Genomic DNA, 22,634 nt, shown 5'->3' with positions numbered 1-22,634 from the left:
ATCTACAAGTTGAATCTGTTTGTGAACGGCTTGAATCACCGTCTCAACGCGTGGAATCACTTTCTCGGCAATCCTGATTAACCTGTTGTTCAGGTTGCTTTTTGGTGCTTCGCTTACCTTCTCTCTTGCCCCTTTTTCAATGGCACCCTGCTAGGAAAACCCCAGGCTGGGAGATACGTGATGAGAGCGTTTACGGCTGGTGCGACCGGCATGCTTTTGCTGGTCGGGCCGGTATTGGCCGAGCCGCAATATGACCGCGTTCTCGAACAGGCGGCCATCGACATCGTGGCGGCCAACATCGGGACGTTGCGCGGCGGCTTTGCTTACAATCAGGTGCCGCAGATGATCGTCGTGCAGGAAGCGCCGCCGCCCCGGCGGGCACCTGCTGATGGCCTCGTGCCCGCCGTCGAGCGTCCTTCTGCCAGCCAGATTTTCTAGACCAGTCCCGGCTTGCCTTCGCGCGCGGCTTTCGTCAATGAAGGCAAATGTGTTCCCATCAGCCAGCCAGCCAGCGCCAGCGGCTCGACGACCTGCTCGTCGCCCGCGGCCTGTTCGCCAGCCGCTCGCGTGCCCGCGATGCGATCGAGCGCGGCACCGTTTCGGTCGACGGAGCGGTGGTCACGAAACCCGGCCAGAACGTATCTCCCGGCGTCGATCTGGCGGTGGATGATCCTGCACGCAATTACGTCTCCCGTGCAGCGCTGAAGCTGGTCGCCGGGCTTGATCGTTTCGGGTTCGACCCCTCGGGTGCGGAAGCGCTCGACATAGGCGCCTCGACAGGGGGCTTCACGCAGGTGCTGCTTCAGCGAGGCGCTGGCCATGTTACGGCCATCGATGTCGGCCACGGCCAGATGCATGCTACGGTCGCAACCGATCCTCGGGTGACGTCCATAGAGGGGCTCAATGCGCGCGCGCTTTCGATCGCGAACCTCAACGGCCGCGCACCGGATTTCATCGTCTCCGACGTTTCCTTCATCTCGCTGAAACTGGCACTGCCGCCAGCTCTCGAGCTGGCAAAAGCCGGCGCTCGTGCCTTGCTGCTGGTCAAGCCGCAATTCGAGGCCGGGCGCGAAGCGATCGGCAAGGGTGGCTTGCTCAAGAACCCAGCCGAAGCTGAAGCCGTCGCCGCTGATCTGCATCGCTGGCTGGATGGGCTCGCCGGCTGGCGCGCGCTTGGCCTCCACCCATCGCCGATCGAGGGCGGCGATGGCAATCGCGAATTCCTGCTTGCCGGAGTGAAGGATCGATGAGCACCCGTTTTCAGATCGCGCGGCTCGGCGCACAGGGCGATGGTGTCGTTGACGCCGACGGTGGCCATATCTTCATCCCGTTCGTGCTGCCAGGCGAAGTGGTGACGGCCGCGCGCGAAAAGGATCGTGCCCAGCTGCTTGCCGTGCTTGAGCCGTCGCCGGAGCGGATCAGGCCGGTCTGTCGGCATTTCACCGAGTGCGGCGGTTGTGCCATCCAGCATCTCGAAGACGGGGCTTATCGTGCATGGAAGCGCGGCCTTGTGGTCCATGCGCTGAAGGCGAGGGGCGTGGAAACCGAAGTGGCGGACCTCGTCGCCTGCACGCCGCATAGTCGCCGCCGCGCAGCATTCACCGCGCGCAGCACCGACACCGGATTGCATCTGGGCTACAATCAGGCTTTCTCCAACATCCTTGTCGATATCGAGGAATGCCCGGTGCTCTTGCCGACCATCGTCGGGTCGGCAAGCATCTTGCGCCACCTCGCCAGCATCGTCGCCAACACGTCCAAGCCTTTCCGCTTCCTGGTCACCGCAACGGCGTCGGGACTGGACGTCGCAGCTGCCGATTGCGGCAAGCCCACAGAGGCGATCCGCCGCGCTGCCACGGATTTCGTCATCAAGTCCGGGATCGCCAGGCTCTCCATCGATGGTGAGATCATCGTCGAGGCCGTCAAGCCGACGCTCGTCTTCGGCTCAGCAACAGTCACGCCCCCGCCGGGCGCTTTCGTGCAGGCTGTGGCTGAGGCCGAGAATGCGATGGCGGCTCTTGTGACCGCACATGTGCGCAAGGCGAAAAGGGTCGCCGATCTTTATTCGGGATGCGGAACCTTTGCGCTGAGGCTCGCCGCCAATTCCGAGGTTCTTGCGGTGGAAAGTGACGGGCCTGCGCTCGCCGCGCTCGACCGCGGCTCCCGTTTTGCCAGCGGCTTGAAACGCGTGACGGTCGAACGCCGCGATCTTGATCGCCGGCCGCTGACGTTCAAGGAGCTTGCCGCCTTCGACGCGGTCGTGTTCGACCCGCCGCGCGCCGGTGCCGAGGATCAGTCCAAACAGATCGCCCGCTCGGACGTGCCGTTCGTCGCCGCCGTCTCCTGCAATCCAGTCACGCTGGCGCGTGACCTGCGTATTCTCATCGACGGTGGCTATCAGTTGAAGAGCGTGACGCCGATCGACCAGTTCCTGTGGTCGCCGCATGTCGAGGCGGTGGCGCTGCTGGAGAAGCCGCGAAAACGGCGCTGAAAGCATCCGTCAACGAGCAGCGAGCATTCTATCGACAAAGGCGGGAACGATATCGGTAGCCTTGCCGAGAATGGCCTCATTGAAGCTGCTGTGCCCGTCCGATGGTTCGAGGTTCAACTCGATTGTGTGCGCGCCGTTGAGCCGTGCTTCCTCGACAAAGCCGGCCGCCGGATAGACATTGCCGCTGGTTCCGATCGAGACAAACAGGTCGCAGTCTGCCAGCGCGGCATAGATGCGGTCCATCTGGTAGGGCATCTCGCCGAACCAGACGACATCGGGGCGAAGGTAACCGACGGCACCGCAGGCGGGACACTGCGACAGCGCGGACATGTCCTTCGACCAGGGTGAGCGCTGCTCGCAGGCCTGGCACAGCGCCTTGCCGAGTTCGCCGTGCATGTGGATCAGATTGGTCGAACCTGCTCGTTCGTGCAGGTCGTCGATGTTCTGCGTGATCAGCAGGACGGAACCTGAAAACGCGCGTTCCAGCCGTGCCAGCGCGGCATGGGCGGCATTCGGTTCCACGTTGGCCATGCCGCGCCGGCGCTGATTGTAGAACTCATGCACCCTGGCGGCATCGCGAATGAAGCCTTCCGGAGTTGCCACGTCGCGATGGTCGACCTTCGACCAGATGCCGTCCTTGTCGCGAAAGGTATCGACACCCGATTCCGCCGAGACCCCGGCGCCGGTGAGGATGACGATGGATTTGTATGCGGGCATGATCGGCTGATTGGGAATTGGGATTTCTCAGATATCTGCACTCGAGAGGCTGTGCACAACTTCGTACTGACCGGGTGCGACGCTGCCGAGTTGCGTGTTGCGTTGGATATAGCCCCCAGCGAGCAGATGGCGTGTCACCTTCTGGGCTGCGTCGTGGCTTTCGAACTGTACATAGTTCACCACTTGCCGGCCATCGAAGCTGCGATGGATGCTCGCCGAGATCCAACCCGGCACGTCGCTGGCTGCAATCACCGTCTCAGTGAGTGAATCGACCAGCGCCTGTTGCTGTTCCGGCGTTGTCGTGAACACGTTGATGTGGGTGACGATGCCGTTGCCGGCTTCAATGATCGCCATGGCTCCCTCCCTTTGTCGATAGAGTGGAGAGGTTAGAGCCTGCCGAGACGCCCGGGCAAGCTGCCTGCCCGGATGTTGTGGCAGCTGTCTGCGACCCGCTCAGATCTGCGTGCCGCCGACCGTCATCTGGTTCATGCGCAGATGCGGCTGGCCGACTCCGACCGGCACGCCCTGGCCGGCCTTGCCGCACATGCCGATACCGGTGTCGAGCTTCATGTCGTTGCCGATCATGGTGACACGATGCATCGCATCCGGACCGTTGCCGATCAGCATCGCTCCCTTGATCGGCTGCGTGACCTTGCCGTTCTCGATCATGTAGGCCTCGGTGCAGCCGAACACGAACTTGCCTGAGGTGATGTCGACCTGGCCGCCGCCGAAGGAAACGGCATAGATGCCTTTCTTCACCGAAGCGATGATCTCTTCCGGCGTGTGGTCGCCGGCGGTCATGTAGGTGTTGGTCATGCGCGGCATCGGCTGGTGCGCATAGGATTCGCGTCTGCCGTTGCCGGTGGCGGCCATGCCCATCAGTCGTGCGTTCTGGCGATCCTGCATGTAGCCCACCAGCTTGCCGTCTTCGATCAGCACCGTGCGGTTGGTGGGAGTGCCTTCGTCGTCCACGGTCAGCGAGCCGCGTCGCTCGGCGATGGTGCCGTCATCGACGACCGTCACGCCTTTGGCCGCGACCTGCTGGCCGAGAAGACCTGCAAAAGCCGACGTCTTCTTGCGGTTGAAGTCGCCTTCCAGCCCATGCCCGACCGCTTCGTGCAGCATCACGCCCGGCCAGCCGCTGGACAGGACGATGTCGAACGTGCCTGCCGGTGCCGGAATTGCCTCAAGATTGACCAATGCCTGGCGCAGCGCTTCCTTGGCGGCATGTTTCCAGCTGTGCTCGACCAGGAACTCGCCGAAGCCGGTGCGGCCGCCCATGCCGTAGGACCCAGTCTCCTGCCGTTCGCCGTCGCCGACCATGACCGAGATGTTGAGGCGGACGAGCGGCCGGATGTCCCGCACCAGCTGCCCGTCGGCGCGCAGGATCTCGACCTGTTGCCAGGAAGCCGCGAGCGCCGCGGTTACCTGCCGCACACGCGGGTCTTCCGCGCGCGTCCAGGCATCGATCTCCTGCAGCAGCTTGGCCTTGGCTTCGAAGCCGGGCGAGGGGATCGGGTTCTCGTCGCCGTAGAGACGGCGGTTGGTGCGCGGTGGTGCATCGGCCAGTGTGCCTGAATAACCGGCCTTCACCGTGGCAACCGCGCCGGCGGCGCGTTGCAGCGCAGCTTCCGAAAGGTCGCCGGCGTGTGCATAGCCGCTGGCTTCGCCGGCCACGACACGCAGCCCGAAACCCTGGTCGGTGTTGAAATTGGCCGTCTTCAGCCGGCCATTGTCGAACATCAGCGCTTCGCTTTCGCTGTATTCGAGAAAGAGTTCGCCGTCATCGGCACCCTTGATGGTGTCCGCGACGATCTTCTTGATCCGCTCTTCGGAAATGTCGAATCGGCTGATGAGGCTGCTCATGGCGCGCATCCTTGAAAGAATTGTTGGTCCCGATGTAGGCGCCGGAGCGCCGTTCGGCAATGCGCGGCCGTGATGATGACGATCAGGGCAGGGCGTTGAAGCCGTCGGCGAAGCCCTTGAGGTCGACCGGGATGCCGATGCCTTCTTCCGGCGTCTGGAAGACGATGAAGGTGGCGGCCTTGCCGCTCTTCAGCGTCTCAAGCAACGGCTTCTCCAGGATCACCTCGGCATAGCAGCCGTCCTGGAAGCAACGCACGAAATAGGCGCGGCCGATATCCTTGCCGTCGACGTTGAGACCAAGGCCGTTGGGGAGCAGGACGCCGAGCGGAGCCAGCACGCGCAGGATCTCGGCCTTGTTGTCGGCCGTGCGCAGCACGACGACCGAAAGGCCCATCTCCGGACGGTCCTCGGCCACCACATTCTGCATCATCACGCATTGTTCGGACGTCGCGCCGGCAGGCGTGTCGCAGATGATCGACCAGGCGCCGTGCGTGGACTTCACATTGCCGCTCGGCTGCTGTGCGGCAGCCACCGCCTGTCCGGCTCCGGCAAGGGCGGCGAGAAAGATGACCTTCGCCAAGGTTCTCGAAACCCAAGAGTTCATGTCGGCTCCATTCCGAATCACGCCACTTTAAGCCCCGGCACCGTTAAGGAAAAGCGTGGGGGCGACGCGCAATCCCTTTCAACTGCGGCAACAATACGATTTTCCAGCGCAAATAGCTCAATTTGCCGCGATTGTCTCTGCCATGGTCATGCGACAGCAGCTTGATTGTCGTGGCGCGTATGCATGCAACCGCGATCAATCAAGGCGCGCGCAAAAATGCCGCATGGTTTTACCCGCTCCTTTCTTGCGGCGGGAAAGAGAGTATGGTTTGAACCAATCTGGACCGTCCGGGATTCCCTGTCCCGGCGTTATATCGTATTCCTGCCACCTGATCGCAGGACGGGGACTGGGAGATGAAGAGGGCGATGAAGAAGTTTCTTGCTGGCTTTGGTGCCGCATCAATTGTTTTCGCCGGGTCTGCCGCCCAGGCCGCGCAACCGCAGCCTTGGGAGATGACTTTCCAGCCGGCCGCGACCGCGATCATGAGCCAGATCACCTGGTTCGAGCGTTATACGCTCTGGTTCATCGTGCCGATCACGCTGTTCGTTCTCTTCCTGCTGGCGTGGTGCATCTTGAAGTTCCGCGCGAGCGTCAACCCGACGCCGTCGAAGACCAGCCACAACACGATGATCGAGGTGGCCTGGACGCTGGGGCCGGTTCTGGTGCTGCTGGCCATCGCCATTCCGTCCTTCCAGCTGCTGACCGCGCAGTACAGCCCGCCGGAAGAGCCGAAGCTCACCGTCAAGGCCACGGGCAACCAGTGGAACTGGGATTACGAATACCAGTTCGAGCAGCCGTTCTCCTTCAATTCGGCAATCCTTGCCGATGCCGACCGTGCGGGTCTCGGCAAGGAAGACAAGGGCAAATATCCGCGTCTTCTGGCGGTCGACAACGAACTGGTCGTTCCGGTCGGTGTCGTCGTGCGCGTGCTCGTGACCGGCGCCGACGTGATCCATGCCTATGCCGTGCCGGCCTTCGGCATCAAGGTCGATGCCGTTCCAGGGCGCATCAACGAGACCTGGTTCAAGGCCGAGAAGGAAGGCCTCTATTACGGTCAGTGTTCCGAGCTTTGCGGCAAGGACCATGCCTTCATGCCGATCGCCGTGCGCGTCGTTTCGGAAAAGCAATATGATACTTGGCTGGCTGCGGCCAAGACCGACCTCCCGGGTGCCAACAAGGCGCTGATGGCCGAGGTCGATGGTACCAACAAGGTTGCGTCCGCCGGCAACTGATGCCGCGGTCGAAACAAGGATAGGGAACGGAGCGGAACATGGCGCAGGCAGCGGCTCACGACGATCACGACCACAAGCCTAAAGGCTGGGTCCGCTGGGTCAATTCGACCAACCACAAGGACATCGGTACGCTGTACCTGATCTTCGCGATCATGGCCGGCATCATCGGCGGCTTTCTCTCGATCATGATGCGTTGGGAGCTCGCGGAGCCGGGCATCCAGATTTTCCCCGGTCTTGCGTCCATGGTCTACGGCGTCAACGGCGATGCCGCGCTCGACGCCGGCAAGTCCATGTTCAATGCCTTCACTACCGCACACGCGCTGATCATGATCTTCTTCATGGTCATGCCGGCCCTGATCGGTGGTTTCGCCAACTGGATGGTGCCGATCATGATCGGTGCGCCGGATATGGCGTTCCCGCGCATGAACAACATCTCCTTCTGGTTGCTGCCGCCGGCCTTCATCCTGCTGCTGACCTCGATGTTCGTTCCGAGCGCGCCCGGCGCCTACGGTGTCGGCGGTGGCTGGACGATCTATCCGCCGATGTCGACCTCCGGTCAGCCGGGGCCTGCCATGGACCTGGCGATCCTGTCGATCCACATCGCCGGTGCCTCGTCGATCCTCGGCGCCATCAACTTCATCACCACCATCTTCAACATGCGCGCTCCCGGCATGACGCTGCACAAGATGCCGCTGTTCGCCTGGTCGGTTCTGGTCACCGCCTTCCTGCTGCTGCTGTCGCTGCCGGTCCTGGCTGGCGCCATCACCATGCTGCTCACCGACCGTAACTTCGGCACTTCCTTCTTCGTGCCCGAAAACGGCGGCGACCCGATCCTGTTCCAGCACCTGTTCTGGTTCTTCGGTCATCCTGAAGTGTACATCCTGATCCTGCCGGGCTTCGGCATCGTCAGCCACATCATCGCGACGTTCTCGCGCAAGCCGGTGTTCGGTTATCTCGGCATGGCCTATGCCATGGTCGCGATCGGCGCCGTCGGCTTCGTGGTGTGGGCGCACCACATGTACACCACCGGTATCTCGCTCAACACGCAGCGCTATTTCGTGTTCGCCACGATGGTCATCGCGGTGCCGACCGGCATCAAGATCTTCTCGTGGATCGCCACCATGTGGGGCGGCTCGATCTCCTTCCGTACGCCGATGCTGTGGGCAGTAGGCTTCATCTTCCTGTTCACGGTCGGTGGCGTCACCGGCGTCCAGCTCGCCAACGCTGGCCTCGACCGCTCGCTGCAGGACACCTATTACGTCGTCGCGCACTTCCATTACGTGCTGTCGCTTGGCGCCGTCTTCGCGATCTTCGCCGGCTGGTACTACTGGTTCCCGAAGATGACCGGCTACATGTATTCGCCGTTCATCGCACGTTCGCATTTCTGGATCATGTTCATCGGCGTGAACCTCGTGTTCTTCCCGCAGCACTTCCTAGGTCTGTCGGGCATGCCGCGTCGCTACATCGACTATCCGGACGCGTTTGCCGGCTGGAACTACGTCTCGTCGGTTGGTTCCTATATCTCCGGCATCAGCGTCCTGATCTTCCTCTATGGTGTCTTCGAGGCATTCCGGAAGAAGCGCATCGCTGGTGCCAATCCGTGGGGCGAGGGTGCGACCACGCTGGAATGGCAGCTGCCTTCGCCGCCGCCTTACCACCAGTGGGAACAGCTGCCCAAGGTCAAGTAAGGCAGCTTTGAACGATCGAAACCGCCGGCCTGGCCGGCGGTTTTGGCCAAACGGAATGGACTTCAAGTACGCAATGGCCCTGGTTGACAATTCACACATGGAGCAAGTGGGCTCCCGCATGTCGGAGGCGACAGCGGGCGACTACTTTGCGCTGCTCAAGCCGCGTGTGATGTCGCTGGTGGTCTTCACGGCCTTTGTCGGCCTGGTTGCGGCTCCCGTCACAATGAACCCGTTGATCGCGGTCATCGCCATTCTGGCGATTGCCATCGGTGCCGGTGCGTCGGGTGCGCTCAACATGTGGTACGACGCCGACATCGATGCCGTCATGACCCGCACCGCCAGCCGCCCGATCCCATCCGGCCGCGTCTTGCCGGGCGAGGCGCTGAGCTTCGGCCTGGTGTTGTCGGCGCTGTCGGTGATGACGCTCGGCGTGCTCGTCAACTGGCTGTCGGCTGCCCTTCTCGCCTTCACCATCTTCTTCTACGCCGTCATCTACACGATGTGGCTGAAGCGCTGGACGCCGCAGAACATCGTCATCGGCGGTGCGGCCGGCGCTTTCCCGCCCGTCATCGGCTGGGCCGCCGCGACCGGCGCGGTCAGCCTGGAAAGCATTATCCTTTTCCTCATCATCTTCCTGTGGACGCCACCGCATTTCTGGGCGCTTGCGCTGTTCAAGTCGGGTGACTATGGACGCGCGGGCATCCCGATGATGCCGAACGTCGCTGGCGAGGCTTCGACCCGCCGCCAGATTTTCGCCTATGCCGTCATCCTGGCACCGATCGGCGTGCTGCCCTGGCTGCTCGGCTATACGTCTGCCATCTACGGCATACCGGCAGCACTCCTGGGCATTGGTTTTGTCTGGTATTCCTGGGGTGTGCTGCGCATGCCCGACAGCGATCGTGTCATGAAGCCGGCCAAGGCGCTGTTTGGCTATTCGCTGCTTTATCTGTTCGCCATCTTCGCCGCTTATCTTGCCGATAGTGTTGTTGCCCGCGTTCTGGTTCTGGGTGGGGCATGAGTGCAATGGATGAAAAGCTCGAACTGGTCACGCTGACGGAACGCCAGAAAAAAGCGCGCCGCAGCCGCTCGGTCGCGATTGCCGTGGCGCTCGGTGTGCTGGTCGTCATCTTCTACGTGGCGACGATCGTGAAGTTCGGCACGCCCATCATCAATCGGCCGATGTGAGGTTGATGATGGACCTGGAAAAGACAGCTGCCGAACAGAAGAAACGCAAGACCAACCTGGCAGTCGCCGGTGGTTGCGTCGCGTTCTTCGGTGCCATGGTCGGCATGGCTTATGCAGCAGTGCCGCTTTACGCGATGTTCTGTCAGGTCACCGGTTATGGCGGCACGACGCAGCGTGCCACGCAATATTCCAACCGTGTCATCGACCGCGAAATCACCGTTCGCTTCGACGCCAATACGGCCGGAGTTCCATGGGAATTCGAGCCGGTGCAGCGCGAGGTCACCATCAAGCTCGGCGAAACCAGGCAGGTCGCCTACAAGGCCACGAACAAGTTCGGCACGCCGACGACCGGCCGCGCGACCTTCAATGTGACGCCGGAGCTGGCGGGTGCCTATTTCAACAAGGTGGAATGTTTCTGTTTCACCAACCAGACGCTGAAGGCGGGCGAAACGGTCGACATGACGATCGTCTTCTATGTCGATCCGGACATCCTCAAGGTGCCGGAAATGAAGAACATCAAAACCATCACGCTTTCCTACACCATGTTCCTGGCTGACAAGAACAAGCCGGTTGCGGCTGCGGGGACCAAGGAAAGCGGCAAGGCAATTTCCAATACCGAAGCAAATCTCGGGGGATGACATGGCTGACGGACACGCCAAACCGAACCACGACTACCACATCATTGATCCGAGCCCATGGCCCTTCCTGGGTTCCGTCGGCGCCCTGGTCATGGCGTTCGGTGGCATCTTCTATATGCAGTATCTCAAGGGTACGTCGTTCCACCTTTTCGGTGTAGACGTCGCCAAGGCACACTTCTGGGTGCTTCTGATCGGCCTGATCATCGTGCTCTACACGATGTATGGCTGGTGGTCGGATACGATCAAGGAAGCGCATGAGGGGCACCATACCAAGGTGGTTTCGCTCCACCTCCGCTACGGCATGATCATGTTCATCGCCTCCGAGGTGATGTTCTTCGTCGCCTGGTTCTGGGCCTACTTCGACGCCAGCCTGTTCCCGAACGAGGCCATCCAGGCGGCGCGCACCACCTTCACCGGCGGTGTCTGGCCGCCCAAGGGTATGGAGGTGCTCGACCCCTTCCATCTGCCGCTCTACAACACCGTCATCCTGCTGCTGTCGGGCACGACGGTGACCTGGGCGCACCATTCGCTGATCCATGGCGACCGCAAGGGTCTCATCAACGGCCTGGTGCTGACGGTAGGCCTCGGCATGCTGTTCACGATGGTTCAGGCCTACGAGTACATCCACGCTCCGTTCGGCTTCAAGGATTCCATCTACGGCGCCACCTTCTTCATGGCGACCGGCTTCCACGGTTTCCACGTGATCATCGGCACCATCTTCCTGCTGGTCTGCCTGGTTCGCGCGATGAAGGGCGATTTCACGCCAAAGCAGCATTTCGGCTTCGAAGCTGCTGCCTGGTACTGGCACTTCGTTGACGTGGTGTGGCTGTTCCTGTTTGCCTCGATCTATGTCTGGGGTTCGATGGGCGCGGTCATCGAAGGCCACTGATCGATCCGGATACGGGTTTTAAGGGAGGCGGCTGCGGCAACGTGGCCGCCTCTTTCTTTTGGAGTGGACGTTCAACTCGGTTCCGAAAGGTTCTAAAAAGACCGGCATGAGTGAAGACAAGGCAATATGGCCGCCGATAGATCCGATCCAGGCCGGCCTGAAGGGGCGCTGCCCGCGCTGCGGAGAAGGGCGTCTGTTTTCGGGTTTCCTGACCGTCGGCAAGCGTTGCTACAATTGCGGCCTCGACTATTCCTACGCCGATGCCGGCGACGGACCGGCCGTTTTCGTCATTCTCATCATCGGCTTCATCGTTGTCGGTCTGGCGCTGTGGCTCGAGGTCACTTTCGCGCCGCCGCTCTGGCTGCATTTCCTGCTGTGGATCCCGTTGGCACTGGTACTGTGTCTGGCAGCACTGCGGCTCATCAAGGGCGTTCTGCTCACCTTGCAGTATCGCAACAAGGCCGCTGAAGGCAGGTTGGATCAGCAGCGATGACTGCCGCATCACATTCGACCCAAAGAAGCGCACCGCGCAAGGCGCTGGCGCTCGGTCTTGGCCTCCTTGCTTTCATCATGCTGATCGGGCTCGGTACCTGGCAGGTCGAGCGGCTTGCCTGGAAGGAAAAGCTGATCGAGACGATCGACCGGCGCATGAATGCCGATCCCGTAACATTGGCTGAAGTCGAGAAGCAGTACGCAGCCTCCGGCGATGTCGATTATGTCGCCGTCACGCTAAGCGGCACTTTCCTGCATCAGGGCGAGCGTTATTTCTTCACCACCTGGGATGGCCAGACAGGTTATAGCGTCTACACGCCCCTGAGATTGACCGACGGACGCTTTGTCTTCGTCAATCGCGGTTTCGTGCCCTACGAAATGAAGGACCCGGCCAAGCGTGCCGAGGGTGAAATCCCTGGCGAGGTCACCGTCGCCGGTCTTGCCCGCAATCCGCTGAGCGGCAAGCCATCGGTGATGGTGCCGGATAACGACCTCGCCAAGAACATCTTCTACTGGAAGGATCGCGATGCCATGGCTGCCACGGCAGGCCTGCCTGCCGGAGCTGTGGTGCTGCCCTTCTTCGTCGATGCCGGCAAGGCACTCAATCCCGGTGGTTTGCCGGTTGGCGGCACCACCATGGTCGACCTGCCCAACAACCATCTGCAATATGCGCTGACCTGGTATGGCCTCGCGGCGGCGCTCGTCGGTGTCGTGGCCGTGTGGCTGCGAAAGAACCGAAAGGCCAGCTGAGAGTCCGTTCGCGCCATTTCGCGCCCTTGACAGACAGGGGTGGCGGACATCATGTCCGCACTGGAGCGTGGCGCGTCCATTCGGATACGCAAAGGACGCTCCAGCACTTTGGTCTTGCGCATCGTGCTTTCCGAAATCGATTCCGATTTTCGGTCCGGCGCGCGTGTCCAGACAATGGGAAAGCATGTTGAACAAAGCCGTTAAACCGCCGCTCACGATCAGGCTCTGCCAGCCGCGTGGCTTCTGCGCCGGCGTCGACCGCGCCATCCAGATCGTCGTGCTGGCGCTGAAGAAATACGGCGCCCCGGTCTATGTCCGCCATGAGATCGTGCACAACCGCTATGTGGTCGAAGGATTGCAGAACCTCGGCGCCGTTTTCATCGAGGAACTGTCCGAGATCCCGGAGGAACACAAGCAGTCCCCGGTCGTGTTCTCTGCACATGGCGTGCCGAAAACGGTGCCGGCTGACGCCGTGGCGCGCAATCTTTTTTATCTCGATGCCACCTGCCCGCTGGTTTCGAAGGTGCACAAGCAGGCCATGCGCCACCAGCGCCTCGGCCGCCACGTACTCCTGATCGGCCATGCCGGCCACCCCGAAGTGATCGGCACGATGGGGCAATTGCCTGACGGCGCGGTGACGTTGATCGAAACCGAGGCCGATGCTGCTTCATTCCAGCCAACCGATCCCGAGGCGCTGGGTTTTGTCACCCAGACGACGCTTTCGGTGGAGGATACAGCCGGCATCATCCGTGCATTGCAGGAGCGGTTTCCTGCAATGCAGGCCGCTGCCGCCGAATCGATCTGCTATGCCACGACCAATCGGCAGGATGCGGTGAAGGAAACCGCTCCTGGCTGCGACCTCTACCTGGTCGTCGGTGCCCCCAATTCCTCGAATTCGCGCCGTCTGGTCGAAGTGGCTGAACGCGCGGGGGCAGCGATGTCGCTTCTCGTACAGCGCGCTTCCGAGATTCCGTGGAATGAGATCGGTTCCATACAGACGCTCGGTCTCTCCGCCGGGGCCTCGGCGCCGGAGATCATCGTCGATGAGATCATCGATGCTTTCCGCCAGCGTTTCGACGTTTCGGTCGACCTGGCGGTAACAGCGACGGAGACGGAGAATTTTCCCGTGATGCGGGTGTTGCGCGATGTCGAACTGACCCCGGCCGACATGGCCTTCGTAAACGGGACCGTATGATGGCGGTCTATACCGATGTGGGCGAGGGCGATCTTGCTGCTTTCCTGAAGGAATATTCGGTTGGTGACCTGCTCTCCTACAAGGGCATTGCCGAGGGTACTGAAAATTCCAACTTCCTGCTGCACACCACGGCAGGCTCCTTCATCCTGACGCTTTACGAAAAGCGCGTGGAAAAGGCCGACCTGCCTTTCTTCCTCGGACTGATGGATCATCTCGCCAAGAAAGGCATTTCGTGCCCGCTGCCGGTGCAGCGTCACGATGGCTCGATGATCGGCACGCTGGCCGGCCGGCCGGCAGTCATCATCACCTTTCTGGAAGGCATGTGGCTGCGCAAGCCAGGCGTTGCGCATTGCCGTGAGGTCGGCAAGGCTCTGGCTGCAATGCACCTGGCAAGTGCCGATTTTGCCATGCACCGCGACAATGCGCTGGCGATCGATGGCTGGCGCAAGCTCTGGGAGGCATCGCGGGCGCGGGCTGATGAGGTCGAACCGGGTCTTGCCGCCGAGGTCGACGCGGATTTCGCCGATTTCGAGCGCAACTGGCCGGAAGGCCTGCCGACGGGCATCATCCATGCCGACCTCTTCCCGGACAATGTTTTCTTCCTTGGCGAGAACCTTTCAGGGCTGATCGATTTCTATTTCGCCTGCGACGATTTCTACGCTTACGACCTTGCCACCTGTCTCAACGCCTGGTGCTTCGAGAAGGATTTTTCCTTCAATCTCACCAAGGGAACGGCACTGCTGGCCGGTTACCAGAGCGTGCGGCCGCTCGGTGCGGCGGAGCGAGAGGCGCTGCCGATGCTGGCGCGCGGTTCTGCGCTGCGCTTCATGCTGACGCGTCTTTATGACTGGCTGACCGTTCCCGACGGCGGCCTTGTCATCAAGCGTGATCCGACCGAATACATCCGCCGCATGCGCTTCCACCGCGCTATCGGCTCAGCTTCCGAGTATGGCCTGAAATGAAGCATGTCGAGGTTTTCACCGACGGCGCCTGTTCCGGCAACCCGGGGCCTGGCGGCTGGGGCGCCATCCTGCGCTTCAACGGCAAGACCAAGGAGCTGTCGGGCGGCGAAGCGGATACCACCAACAACCGCATGGAATTGCTCGCGGCGATCTCCGGGCTGAACGCTTTGAAGGAGGCCTGTAAGGTCGACCTCTACACGGACAGCAAATATGTCATGGACGGCATCTCCAAATGGATTCATGGCTGGAAGCGCAACGGCTGGAAAACCGCTGACAAGAAGCCAGTCAAGAATGGCGAACTCTGGCAGGCCCTGGACGAAGCCAACCGGCGTCACGATGTGACCTGGCACTGGGTCAAGGGTCACGCCGGTCATCCCGAAAACGAACGCGCTGACGAACTGGCGCGCGAAGGCATGGCGCCCTTCAAGAAGTCAGGTTCCGCAACTGCCGGCGTAGCGCGTCCTGCCAGGGTCGATGCGCCGGCGAAGACCAGCGCCCCGAAACCCCGTCGGTCGTCGCAGAGTTATTGAACGGCCGCTGCTCTTCCGCGATGGAAGGGGCATCGGCTTTTGCTCCTGTTTCGGGAGCACATCAGGCGTTCAGTGTGATCCAGTCTGCCCTGGCGAAACGATCCACCGCCGCTTCGTCCAGCGTCACGCCCCAGCCCGGGCCATCCGGTACCGCAACTGATCCGCCATCATAGTCGATGCTTTCCCGGATCAGGCTGTGCTCGAGCATCAGATGGCCCTGCAGTTCGGTGGCGTGGCGAATGTTCGCCGCGCGCGCGGCGTGCAGGTGCAGCAGCATCGCACTGCCGATGCCGCCGCACTGGTTGTGCAATACCACGTCCAGTCCACGGGCCGCGGCATAGTCGATCGCGCGCAACGCTCCCGTCATGCCGCCGGGGCGCTCGGCATTCAGCCCAAAGCAACGGACCCCGCCCATTTCTGCCAGCGTAACGATATCGCGCAGGCCGAAGGCGCTTTCATGCGCCATCAGCGGCACGCTGGTGCGCGACTGCACCCAGGCCATGCCGGCGAAATCGTCCGCGCGCACCGGCTGCTCGGCGAAATCGATGCCGTATGGTGCGATCGCCTCGATGGCCGCCAGCGCTTCATTGGGCGCATAGGCTTGGTTGTAGTCGACGCGCAGGCCGGCGTCCGGCCCGATCAGGTCGCGTACGGCCGATATGATCGCCACGTCGCGCGTGCGACCATCCCCCAGTTTGCACCGGAAGGAACGGATGCCTGCGCCAAGCGCCATGCGGGTGATTGCCTGGATCGTGGGCACGTCGGTGAGGGGCATCACCAGGCTGAGCGGAACGCGATCGATCTGGCGTCCCCCGCAAAGGTCGTGGACGGGCCGGCCGACGCTACGCGCCGCGACGTCATGCAGCGCCATGTCCAGCAAGCCTTTTGCCATTTCGTTGCGGGCGACATTGTTGTCCAACTTGCCGTGGATGGCGCCGATGTCGAAGGCGGAACGTCCGAGAACGAAGCGGGCGAGATGCTGTTCGATCATGTCAGCCATCAGTTGCGGTGATACACCGCTCTCGACCAGCCAGACATAACTTTCGCCCAGGCCGACGACGCCGTTCTCCGTCGTCATACGGCAGATCAGGAAATCGCCGCCGAGCCAGTGGTCCTCCACCTTCAGGCCCATCGCCACCTTGCCGCTACCGCCCTGCAGATGCGCACGCACCATTTCCGTGAACGGCACGAAGACCGGACGCAATTCGATCTTCACGATCGGATCATGGGGCATACGTATTTCCTTTTCGAATAGGGCGTTGTTCGGCGCACGGCGATTGGTTGCGTGTCAGCCCTGCATGCCGATCAGGTCATGGACGAAGCGGCCCCGGATCATCGTCGCCATGACTGACAACGCCCCGATATCCTGGGCTGAGACCGACAGGGGATTGTCATCGAGGATGACGAGATCGGCGAGCTTCCCGGCTTCCAGCGAGCCTTTGTCGTTTTCTTCGAACTGCAGGCGCGCGGCGTTGATTGTGTACATGTCCAGCGCCTCGCGCACCGACACGCCCTGTTCAGGGTGAAAACCACCGCGGTTCACCGCAAAATCGATCGCCGCGATCACGTCGGTATCTTCGATCGGCGCGTCCGACGATCCGGCCAGCGCGATGCCTGCGTCGAGGAAGTCGCGGAACGGATAGACGTGCGCCGTGCGCTCATCGCCCAGCCGCGTCGGCAGCCATGCCATTTCGGACCGGATGAACAGCGGCTGGGTGCAGATGTGCAGGCCGATACGCGCGATCCGGGCGATCAGCGCGGGATCGGCGATGGAGGCGTGCTCGATACGATGGCGATGGTCCGCGCGCGGATGATCCGCCAGCAGGCGTTCGAACAGCCGTACGCAATTGGTGATCCCTCGGTCGCCGATCGCGTGAATGCAGATCTGATAGCCGGCCAGATGCGCGGCCTCCATTCGCCGGTAGATCTCTTGCTCCGGCAAGGTCATATAGCCGTGGGTGCAGCCGCGATCGGCGTAAGGCTGGTTCATGCAGGCGGTGCATGAGCCGAAGGTTCCGTCGGCGAAGATCTTGATCGCACGCGCTTTGGTGCCGCGCCTGGGGTCATCCAGTGTTGAACCAACCAGTGCCTTGACCCCCGCCAGGGTTCGGCCAATGACGATGGCATAGATCGACTGTGGCACGAATTCCGGCAGGGCGAGTGCGATGAAGCTCTCCGGGCGCCCGGACTCGCCCGCCGGCCCTTCGTCGTCGCTCTGCAGCATTGCCCCGATCGAGGTGATGCCGGACCGTGCCAGCCGCGCGAACACCTCGCCCATGGCGGCCAGCATGCGGTCGGGGGCAGGTATCGGTGTTTTCGCCTGGACCAGGCCCATGGCTTTTTCGAAGAAACGACCGTCCGGGTGGCCGCAAGTGTCGCGGCCTATTGTGCCGCCCGCCGGATCCGCTGCCAGTTCGCCTGCGGACAACATTGCCAGCACGATCGAATTGACAACGATGCCGTGACCGTCGCGGCCATAGATAAGCACCGGCCGATCGGGGAACCACTGGTCCAGAAGCACGGCGTCCAGCATTTCGTTCGCAGGCAGGCGGTTGCTCTCGAACTGGACGCCGATCAACCATTCGTCCGCAGCGAGCCGCTCCTGCTGCGCATGCAGCCGGGCGCTGACGGCAGCGATGCCGTGTGCGCCGCTGAGATCGGCCGACATGGCGAAGAAAATCATCGGCATTGGGTGCAGGTGCCCGTCGATGAAACCTGGGACGATCGCACGGCCGGACAGATCGATCTCCTGTGGTATCAGGCCTGCGTCCTTCGCGTAGCGTCGCGCGTCGGCCAGCGATCCGACAAAATCGATCCGGTCGCCGGTGACGAGCAGGCTTTCCGGAGCGTGGTCGCCATGCGCAGGCAGGATCGCCCCGCCGTGAAACAAGAACTCTCCCATCCGTTCCTACCCCAATCGATTCCGCCAGTTGAAAACAGAATGGCGCAGGGGGCAGAATCTGTCTATAGTTATTATTATACATATCTCAGGGAGGGGAGCGTGGAGGCGGTGGCGAAACGACTAAGGCGCGGCGTTCCGGCCGCGGGCTGGTGGTGGGCCAGCTTGGACTGGGCCCGAGGGCCATTTTACTATCTTATTGTAATATATGTGTATTCTACATATTTCGCGCAGTCCGTGGTCGGCGATCCGGTGCGCGGCCAGACATTGTTCAGCACCACGCAGATGATCGCCGGCTTCGCAATGGCGATGATCGCGCCTTTCCTCGGCAGCTACATGGATCGCGGGGGCAGAAAGAAGCCGGTGCTGGCCGCGCTGATGCTGGCTATGGCGTTGTCATGCGTGGGGCTGAGCTTCATCCATCCTGACACGCCTTATGCAATTCCGCTCGTGATGACGTTGCTGGCGCTGGCCGGTTGCTGCTTTTCGGTATCCGAACTTTTCCAGAATGCGCTGCTCGGTGTCGCCGGGACAAAGAGCGAAGTGTCACTCATTTCAGGGCTCGGGCTGGCGTTGAGCAGCGCGGCGTCGGTTCTGTTGCTGCTGGGCGTGCTTTACTTCACGCGCTATCCGCCTGCCGGGCTGGCGGAAGTCGATGTCGCACGCCTGTCGGGCATCGTTTGCGCGCTATGGATCGCGATCTTCGTCTGGCCGTTTCTTTGCTTCATGCCGGACCGACCAGGAGTGGCTGGGCGCTGGCGTGGAGTCAGTCCCTTTCCGCGTGATGTCCGCCTCATCGCCACCGTTCGCGCATTATTTGCGGAATGGCCGCAGATCATGCGCTTCCTGATCGCGCGCATGGTTTTCATGGATGGACTGATCGCGCTGTTCGCGATCACGGCTGTCTATACGTCCGGGACATTGGGATGGACACGCGCGGAAAATGCCGCGATGGGCATCATCGTGACGATCGCGGCAGTGGGCGGGGGATTGGCAGCCGGCTGGCTCGATCGACGGTTGGGACCGCGCAATGCGATCATGACCGAATTGCTGGCGATTACAGCGCTGTTTCTGTTCCAGATTTCGATCGGCCGCGATGCGATCCTGTTCGGGCTGGTGCCAATCGCAGCACAGGCGTCGGCGAGATCGATGTTCGCGGAGGTCACCGACCTGATCTTCCTCGTCAGCGCCATTCCGATGGGTGGGCTGATCGTGGCTGCTTTTGCCTCATGCCGGTCGCTGCTGGTGACGCTTAGCCCGCCGGATCGGCTTGGCCAGTTCTTCGGCATTTATGCAATGACCAGCACCATCACGGTCTGGCTGGGGCCGGCGCTGGTGGCGTTGACGACCATGCTGAGCGGCAGCCAGCGGATCGGTTTCGGCAGCCTTATCCTGTTGTTCGTGATTGGATGCGGCCTGATGCTGCGCGTCGGTGTGGCGACATCCACAGCCGATCAAAACAGCTCGTAAAGCCGGACATGTGTCTCCACCGTCAGGCGCAGCACCTCTTCCTGGTTTGCGAAGTCGGTCTCGAACAGCATCTCGATCGCGGCGTAGAGATATTCCAGCGCCACGCGGGCCGGTACGATGAGATCGTCCGGTCCCTTGCTCAATCCCTGCTCGTGAAGATAGGTGGAAATCAGTCGGGCTATGTCCGCATGCGCGCGCAACCGGACGTCGCGCAGATCGGGTAACGCGCGCAGCGACACCAGCAAGGCATAACCGCCACGGAAAGCCCGTGTGCTCGCGAAGGCTTCATGCACGGTCCGTTCACAAGCCTTGCGGAAATCCTCTGGCCCGCGGATCACCAGCCCGGTGTCGCGCCGGATGACGTCATGCTGTGCCAGCATCATCCGTTCACCCAGTTCGCGAAGCAGCGCCTGCTTGTTCACGAAATAATGGTAGAATGTCGGTGGCGTCACGCCTGCGCGCTCGACCACGGCATTCGAGGTGAACGCCGCCAGCCCTTCTTCAGCCAGAATATCCTGTGCTGCGCCGATCAGGCGTTCCCTGGCATTTGTTTTTCTGGCCATCTGCCTCCTCTGCCCCAAAGTTTCGCTTCGTGAAAGAGGGACCTGGAGCAATTCAAGGGACTGCGCGAAGCCGTGCCATGGGATCTGGCTACGGCTCCACGCATGTGCGAAGGCCAGCTATCGGCGAGAGCGACTAGAGCTGCTCGAGCAGTTTCGCGGCGCTGGAATCGACAGCCTGGCCGGGATTGCCCTCGATGTTGAGCGCCGTCACCGTGCCGTTGTCGACGATCATCGAAAAGCGCTTGGAACGCAGGCCGAGCCCGTTGGCGCTGAGATCGATGTCGAGACCGGCAGCCTTGGCGAAATCGCCGCTGCCGTCCGCCAGGAACAGGATCTTGCCTTCGCCGCCGGTGAAGCGGGCCCAGGCGCCCATCACGAACGGGTCGTTGACCGCAACCACCGCGATCTGGTCGACGCCGCGCGACAGGATGGCATCGCGGTTTTCGAGGTAACCCGGCAGGTGGTTGTTGTTGCAGGTCGGTGTGAAGGCGCCCGGAACGCCGAACAGCACCACCTTCTTGCCGGAGAACACATCGGCGGCGGAGAGCGCCTTGGCGCCATCGTCGGTCATGGTCTTGAAGGTGGCTTCGGGCAGCTTTTCGCCAACGGCAATGGTCATGGCAGTCCTCTTGTCTGGGAGAGAAGGAAGAGTGCAAAGCGATAGCGCCTTCCGTGTCGCCTCGCAATGCGACCACGGCATGTCATTGTCACGGATAGGGCAATAGACCTTCAACCGCCCCGGACGGAGTGGTCAGCGTGTAGGGGAGACCATCGCCTTGCGCTGCCTTGCCGGGTCGCGCCAGGATCGGGAAAGCAAAGACGAGCCTGCCGCCATCTTCAGCGCGCGTCGGTGCGCCGAACAGATAACCCTGCTCGCCGGCGATGAAAAGGTCGACGCTCTTGGCTTCACCCGGCACGGTCGCCTCCACGAGAAGCTTGTCCTTCTCCCCTGAGAGTGTCTTTGCGCCGAAGCCGTCACTGGGTTTCCGCGGCAAGCCGGCCAATGCCGCTTTCACCAGTTCGGCATCTTCGGGATTGCCTGCATCTTGAGCCGGATCGACTCTCAACTGCGCCTGTAGCGGAATGCAGATCGTCTGGCAGATGCCGAGAAAGACGCCGGCATCGATGACCGCGTTTTCCTGGGGCTTTGCCAATGTGAATTTCACCGGCAGCGCGACCGTGCGGTCATAGCCCGCCCATCCGCCATAACCATCGTCATGGCGGCCGGGAGCCGGGTAGGACAGCTCCGCCTTGGCGACGTTGGTCGCCTTGGCGACGTCGATCTGCGGCGGCACGCCGCTTGCGCCGGGGTCACGCCAGTAGGTTTTCCAACCTGGTTTCAATTCAATATGAAGCGCCCCGATGAGCTGGCCGGAAGCGTCGGGCGTGCCGGTGGTCACCAGCCGGACGCGCCCACCTTCGCTGTCCGCCCAGGTGGATGAGGAAGCCGCAGCCGGCAGGCTGGTGGCCATCAAAGCGGCAAGGCCGAGAGCGTTTCCGATCTTCTCGGAAACGCGGAAACGCTCTGGTTCTTTGTTTTTACGCAATTCCGGACGGAAAACCGCTATGCACTTTTCCTGGAATTGCTCTAGCGAAAATCTCAAGCGATCCATGGCGCTGATTTGAAACGGCAAATGTGGCGACGCAACCGCTTTCGTCTGATGCCGACCATCATTTTTGCGTGAGCCCTGTACATTAAGGCTGCTCGCGAATTGCACCAATGGCATCTTTCAAGCGTGCCGGAAACGCGTTACCCTTCCCCTATGGACCTTTTACGCCACAAGAATGCGGCCGGTAAAAGCGGCTTTCTCGACGACCAGTTCCTTGTTGCCATGCCCGGCATGAAGGACGAGCGGTTCGCGCGTTCGGTCATCTACATCTGCGCGCATTCGGACGAAGGCGCGATGGGATTGATCATCAACCAGACCCAGCAGATGCTGTTTCCCGATCTTCTGGTGCAACTCGGTATCATGAACGAGCAGGAGGCGATCCGCCTGCCAAGGCAGACCCGCGACTTCATTGTGCGCAATGGCGGCCCGGTGGACCGCAGCCGCGGTTTTGTTCTGCACACCGGCGACTATCGCGTCGAATCCTCGTTACCGGTCTCCGACGACATCTGCCTGACCGCAACCGTCGACATCCTGCGTGCTATTTCGGCAGGGCGCGGACCACGCCAGGCATTGATGACGCTCGGCTATTCAGGCTGGGGTGCCGGCCAGCTCGAAGCCGAAATCGCCGAGAATGGCTGGTTGACCTGTCCGGCAACGCCGGACCTGCTGTTCGATCCTGACATCGAAGGTAAATACGACCGGGCAATCGCTTCGATCGGCATCGACCTTGCGCGCTTCAGCCAGGCTGCCGGCCACGCCTGAGCTTTCATCGCAGGAATTCATATCCCTGATCCGCCCTTTAGAGCGTTTCCGTTTTTCACGGAAACGCGGAAACGCTCTAAGCTTTTGTCTTCGC

The 22,634-nt window shown here is 61.7% G+C and carries 25 protein-coding genes; 16 read left to right on the top strand and 9 right to left on the bottom strand.

The genetic code is table 11. From position 1 onward, the window contains the following. Positions 1-180: 180 nt before the first annotated feature. Genes ACFWYE_RS16280 through ACFWYE_RS16270 form a run of 3 tightly spaced genes read left to right on the top strand, consistent with a single transcriptional unit; the run spans position 181 to position 2,488 of the window. Positions 181-438 carry a hypothetical protein gene (locus ACFWYE_RS16280; protein ID WP_379112733.1) on the top strand — a complete coding sequence of 86 codons (258 nt, stop codon included), beginning with the start codon at positions 181-183 and terminating at the stop codon, positions 436-438. A 47-nt stretch (positions 439-485) separates the two neighbouring features. Further along, complete coding sequence (locus tag ACFWYE_RS16275; RefSeq protein ID WP_379112731.1) at positions 486-1,250, top strand: TlyA family RNA methyltransferase; 765 nt, start codon at positions 486-488, stop codon at positions 1,248-1,250. After that, positions 1,247-2,488: a class I SAM-dependent RNA methyltransferase gene (locus ACFWYE_RS16270; protein ID WP_379112729.1), complete on the top strand. Its 1,242-nt coding sequence runs from the start codon at positions 1,247-1,249 to the stop codon at positions 2,486-2,488. The genes ACFWYE_RS16275 and ACFWYE_RS16270 overlap by 4 nt, the downstream gene beginning before the upstream one ends. Before the next feature lie 9 nt (positions 2,489-2,497). Here the strand turns inward: ACFWYE_RS16270 and ACFWYE_RS16265 are convergent, their stop codons facing one another. From ACFWYE_RS16265 to ACFWYE_RS16250, 4 genes are all read right to left on the bottom strand, one after another. Then, positions 2,498-3,205, bottom strand: coding sequence for an NAD-dependent deacylase (locus tag ACFWYE_RS16265; RefSeq protein ID WP_379112727.1), 708 nt, complete (start codon positions 3,203-3,205; stop codon positions 2,498-2,500). 27 nt (positions 3,206-3,232) lie between these two features. Continuing rightward, positions 3,233-3,559 carry an antibiotic biosynthesis monooxygenase family protein gene (locus ACFWYE_RS16260; RefSeq protein ID WP_379112725.1) on the bottom strand — a complete coding sequence of 109 codons (327 nt, stop codon included), beginning with the start codon at positions 3,557-3,559 and terminating at the stop codon, positions 3,233-3,235. Between the two features lie 99 nt (positions 3,560-3,658). Then, the gene (tldD, locus tag ACFWYE_RS16255; protein WP_379112723.1) at positions 3,659-5,071 is read right to left on the bottom strand and encodes a metalloprotease TldD; all 1,413 of its coding nucleotides are present in this window, start codon (positions 5,069-5,071) and stop codon (positions 3,659-3,661) included. 82 nt (positions 5,072-5,153) lie between these two features. Beyond that, positions 5,154-5,675, bottom strand: coding sequence for an invasion associated locus B family protein (locus ACFWYE_RS16250; protein ID WP_379061516.1), 522 nt, complete (start codon positions 5,673-5,675; stop codon positions 5,154-5,156). Positions 5,676-6,040: 365 nt separating this feature from the next. Between ACFWYE_RS16250 and coxB the strand changes: the two genes are divergently transcribed. The 11 genes from coxB to rnhA all read left to right on the top strand — a co-directional run bounded on the left by coxB (position 6,041) and on the right by rnhA (position 15,236). Then, positions 6,041-6,907 (top strand): cytochrome c oxidase subunit II, encoded by an 867-nt coding sequence (gene coxB, locus ACFWYE_RS16245; RefSeq protein WP_379061514.1) that lies wholly within the window; start codon positions 6,041-6,043, stop codon positions 6,905-6,907. A 38-nt stretch (positions 6,908-6,945) separates the two neighbouring features. Continuing rightward, positions 6,946-8,595 (top strand): cytochrome c oxidase subunit I, encoded by a 1,650-nt coding sequence (gene ctaD, locus ACFWYE_RS16240; RefSeq protein WP_379112720.1) that lies wholly within the window; start codon positions 6,946-6,948, stop codon positions 8,593-8,595. 73 nt (positions 8,596-8,668) lie between these two features. Further along, positions 8,669-9,613, top strand: a complete 945-nt coding sequence (locus ACFWYE_RS16235) for a heme o synthase (RefSeq protein WP_379061512.1) — start codon at positions 8,669-8,671, stop codon at positions 9,611-9,613. Next, positions 9,610-9,780 (top strand): hypothetical protein, encoded by a 171-nt coding sequence (locus ACFWYE_RS16230; RefSeq protein ID WP_129410611.1) that lies wholly within the window; start codon positions 9,610-9,612, stop codon positions 9,778-9,780. Before ACFWYE_RS16235 ends, ACFWYE_RS16230 begins: the two co-directional genes overlap by 4 nt. Positions 9,781-9,788: 8 nt before the next feature. Then, positions 9,789-10,418, top strand: a complete 630-nt coding sequence (locus ACFWYE_RS16225) for a cytochrome c oxidase assembly protein (RefSeq protein WP_379113131.1) — start codon at positions 9,789-9,791, stop codon at positions 10,416-10,418. Position 10,419: 1 nt separating this feature from the next. After that, positions 10,420-11,307, top strand: a complete 888-nt coding sequence (locus tag ACFWYE_RS16220; protein ID WP_129410610.1) for a cytochrome c oxidase subunit 3 — start codon at positions 10,420-10,422, stop codon at positions 11,305-11,307. Positions 11,308-11,413: 106 nt separating this feature from the next. Next, the gene (locus tag ACFWYE_RS16215; protein ID WP_379112717.1) at positions 11,414-11,800 is read left to right on the top strand and encodes a DUF983 domain-containing protein; all 387 of its coding nucleotides are present in this window, start codon (positions 11,414-11,416) and stop codon (positions 11,798-11,800) included. After that, a complete protein-coding gene (locus ACFWYE_RS16210; RefSeq protein WP_379112714.1) occupies positions 11,797-12,549 on the top strand; it encodes an SURF1 family protein in 753 nt (250 codons plus the stop codon). The genes ACFWYE_RS16215 and ACFWYE_RS16210 overlap by 4 nt, the downstream gene beginning before the upstream one ends. 184 nt (positions 12,550-12,733) lie before the next feature. Further along, positions 12,734-13,744, top strand: coding sequence for a 4-hydroxy-3-methylbut-2-enyl diphosphate reductase (gene ispH / locus ACFWYE_RS16205; RefSeq protein WP_379061506.1), 1,011 nt, complete (start codon positions 12,734-12,736; stop codon positions 13,742-13,744). Further along, on the top strand, positions 13,744-14,706 hold the full coding sequence (locus ACFWYE_RS16200) for a homoserine kinase (protein ID WP_379112711.1): 963 nt from the start codon (positions 13,744-13,746) through the stop codon (positions 14,704-14,706). Before ispH ends, ACFWYE_RS16200 begins: the two co-directional genes overlap by 1 nt. Continuing rightward, complete coding sequence (gene rnhA / locus ACFWYE_RS16195; protein WP_379061504.1) at positions 14,703-15,236, top strand: ribonuclease HI; 534 nt, start codon at positions 14,703-14,705, stop codon at positions 15,234-15,236. The genes ACFWYE_RS16200 and rnhA overlap by 4 nt, the downstream gene beginning before the upstream one ends. Positions 15,237-15,297: 61 nt before the next feature. Here the strand turns inward: rnhA and ACFWYE_RS16190 are convergent, their stop codons facing one another. Next, complete coding sequence (locus ACFWYE_RS16190; protein WP_379112708.1) at positions 15,298-16,470, bottom strand: mandelate racemase/muconate lactonizing enzyme family protein; 1,173 nt, start codon at positions 16,468-16,470, stop codon at positions 15,298-15,300. Between the two features lie 54 nt (positions 16,471-16,524). Beyond that, positions 16,525-18,126, bottom strand: a complete 1,602-nt coding sequence (locus ACFWYE_RS16185; RefSeq protein ID WP_379112705.1) for an amidohydrolase — start codon at positions 18,124-18,126, stop codon at positions 16,525-16,527. Between ACFWYE_RS16185 and ACFWYE_RS16180 the strand changes: the two genes are divergently transcribed. Then, positions 18,094-19,605 (top strand): MFS transporter, encoded by a 1,512-nt coding sequence (locus ACFWYE_RS16180; RefSeq protein WP_379112702.1) that lies wholly within the window; start codon positions 18,094-18,096, stop codon positions 19,603-19,605. The genes ACFWYE_RS16185 and ACFWYE_RS16180 overlap by 33 nt on opposite strands. On the opposite strand, the gene ACFWYE_RS16175 is transcribed toward ACFWYE_RS16180, so the two are convergent. The 3 genes from ACFWYE_RS16175 to ACFWYE_RS16165 form a co-directional block, all read right to left on the bottom strand. Next, positions 19,590-20,168: a TetR/AcrR family transcriptional regulator gene (locus ACFWYE_RS16175; protein ID WP_129410601.1), complete on the bottom strand. Its 579-nt coding sequence runs from the start codon at positions 20,166-20,168 to the stop codon at positions 19,590-19,592. The two genes, ACFWYE_RS16180 and ACFWYE_RS16175, sit on opposite strands and share 16 nt — an antisense overlap. A gap of 133 nt (positions 20,169-20,301) precedes the next feature. Further along, the gene (locus ACFWYE_RS16170; RefSeq protein WP_379061494.1) at positions 20,302-20,787 is read right to left on the bottom strand and encodes a peroxiredoxin; all 486 of its coding nucleotides are present in this window, start codon (positions 20,785-20,787) and stop codon (positions 20,302-20,304) included. Between the two features lie 88 nt (positions 20,788-20,875). Continuing rightward, positions 20,876-21,640 carry a protein-disulfide reductase DsbD domain-containing protein gene (locus ACFWYE_RS16165; RefSeq protein ID WP_379112699.1) on the bottom strand — a complete coding sequence of 255 codons (765 nt, stop codon included), beginning with the start codon at positions 21,638-21,640 and terminating at the stop codon, positions 20,876-20,878. Positions 21,641-21,931: 291 nt separating this feature from the next. Here ACFWYE_RS16165 and ACFWYE_RS16160 point away from each other — a divergent pair, with 291 nt between their 5' ends. Beyond that, the gene (locus tag ACFWYE_RS16160) at positions 21,932-22,540 is read left to right on the top strand and encodes a YqgE/AlgH family protein (RefSeq protein ID WP_379061492.1); all 609 of its coding nucleotides are present in this window, start codon (positions 21,932-21,934) and stop codon (positions 22,538-22,540) included. Positions 22,541-22,634: the final 94 nt, after the last annotated feature.

It is taken from the genome of Mesorhizobium sp. NPDC059025 (assembly GCF_042739655.1).
Classification (GTDB): Bacteria; Pseudomonadota; Alphaproteobacteria; order Rhizobiales; family Rhizobiaceae; genus Mesorhizobium.
The sequence above is the reverse complement of the archived record's forward strand: the minus strand, read 5'-3'. Positions and strand labels throughout refer to the sequence as shown.

What these genes read in the sequence shown, in the direction of transcription:
- ACFWYE_RS16190 (WP_379112708.1), bottom strand. Translation starts at nt 16,470, where the DNA reads ATGCCCCATGATCCGATCGTGAAGATCGAATTGCGTCCGGTCTTCGTG.
- ispH (WP_379061506.1), top strand. Translation starts at nt 12,734, where the DNA reads ATGTTGAACAAAGCCGTTAAACCGCCGCTCACGATCAGGCTCTGCCAG.
- ACFWYE_RS16225 (WP_379113131.1), top strand. Translation starts at nt 9,789, where the DNA reads ATGGACCTGGAAAAGACAGCTGCCGAACAGAAGAAACGCAAGACCAAC.
- ACFWYE_RS16215 (WP_379112717.1), top strand. Translation starts at nt 11,414, where the DNA reads ATGAGTGAAGACAAGGCAATATGGCCGCCGATAGATCCGATCCAGGCC.
- ACFWYE_RS16165 (WP_379112699.1), bottom strand. Translation starts at nt 21,640, where the DNA reads ATGGCCACCAGCCTGCCGGCTGCGGCTTCCTCATCCACCTGGGCGGAC.
- ACFWYE_RS16220 (WP_129410610.1), top strand. Translation starts at nt 10,420, where the DNA reads ATGGCTGACGGACACGCCAAACCGAACCACGACTACCACATCATTGAT.
- tldD (WP_379112723.1), bottom strand. Translation starts at nt 5,071, where the DNA reads ATGAGCAGCCTCATCAGCCGATTCGACATTTCCGAAGAGCGGATCAAG.
- ACFWYE_RS16265 (WP_379112727.1), bottom strand. Translation starts at nt 3,205, where the DNA reads ATGCCCGCATACAAATCCATCGTCATCCTCACCGGCGCCGGGGTCTCG.
- ACFWYE_RS16230 (WP_129410611.1), top strand. Translation starts at nt 9,610, where the DNA reads ATGAGTGCAATGGATGAAAAGCTCGAACTGGTCACGCTGACGGAACGC.
- ACFWYE_RS16175 (WP_129410601.1), bottom strand. Translation starts at nt 20,168, where the DNA reads ATGGCCAGAAAAACAAATGCCAGGGAACGCCTGATCGGCGCAGCACAG.
- ACFWYE_RS16235 (WP_379061512.1), top strand. Translation starts at nt 8,669, where the DNA reads ATGGCCCTGGTTGACAATTCACACATGGAGCAAGTGGGCTCCCGCATG.
- ctaD (WP_379112720.1), top strand. Translation starts at nt 6,946, where the DNA reads ATGGCGCAGGCAGCGGCTCACGACGATCACGACCACAAGCCTAAAGGC.
- ACFWYE_RS16160 (WP_379061492.1), top strand. Translation starts at nt 21,932, where the DNA reads ATGGACCTTTTACGCCACAAGAATGCGGCCGGTAAAAGCGGCTTTCTC.
- ACFWYE_RS16170 (WP_379061494.1), bottom strand. Translation starts at nt 20,787, where the DNA reads ATGACCATTGCCGTTGGCGAAAAGCTGCCCGAAGCCACCTTCAAGACC.
- ACFWYE_RS16275 (WP_379112731.1), top strand. Translation starts at nt 486, where the DNA reads ATGTGTTCCCATCAGCCAGCCAGCCAGCGCCAGCGGCTCGACGACCTG.
- coxB (WP_379061514.1), top strand. Translation starts at nt 6,041, where the DNA reads ATGAAGAAGTTTCTTGCTGGCTTTGGTGCCGCATCAATTGTTTTCGCC.
- ACFWYE_RS16280 (WP_379112733.1), top strand. Translation starts at nt 181, where the DNA reads ATGAGAGCGTTTACGGCTGGTGCGACCGGCATGCTTTTGCTGGTCGGG.
- ACFWYE_RS16210 (WP_379112714.1), top strand. Translation starts at nt 11,797, where the DNA reads ATGACTGCCGCATCACATTCGACCCAAAGAAGCGCACCGCGCAAGGCG.
- ACFWYE_RS16260 (WP_379112725.1), bottom strand. Translation starts at nt 3,559, where the DNA reads ATGGCGATCATTGAAGCCGGCAACGGCATCGTCACCCACATCAACGTG.
- ACFWYE_RS16270 (WP_379112729.1), top strand. Translation starts at nt 1,247, where the DNA reads ATGAGCACCCGTTTTCAGATCGCGCGGCTCGGCGCACAGGGCGATGGT.
- rnhA (WP_379061504.1), top strand. Translation starts at nt 14,703, where the DNA reads ATGAAGCATGTCGAGGTTTTCACCGACGGCGCCTGTTCCGGCAACCCG.
- ACFWYE_RS16250 (WP_379061516.1), bottom strand. Translation starts at nt 5,675, where the DNA reads ATGAACTCTTGGGTTTCGAGAACCTTGGCGAAGGTCATCTTTCTCGCC.
- ACFWYE_RS16180 (WP_379112702.1), top strand. Translation starts at nt 18,094, where the DNA reads ATGCGCAGGCAGGATCGCCCCGCCGTGAAACAAGAACTCTCCCATCCG.
- ACFWYE_RS16200 (WP_379112711.1), top strand. Translation starts at nt 13,744, where the DNA reads ATGGCGGTCTATACCGATGTGGGCGAGGGCGATCTTGCTGCTTTCCTG.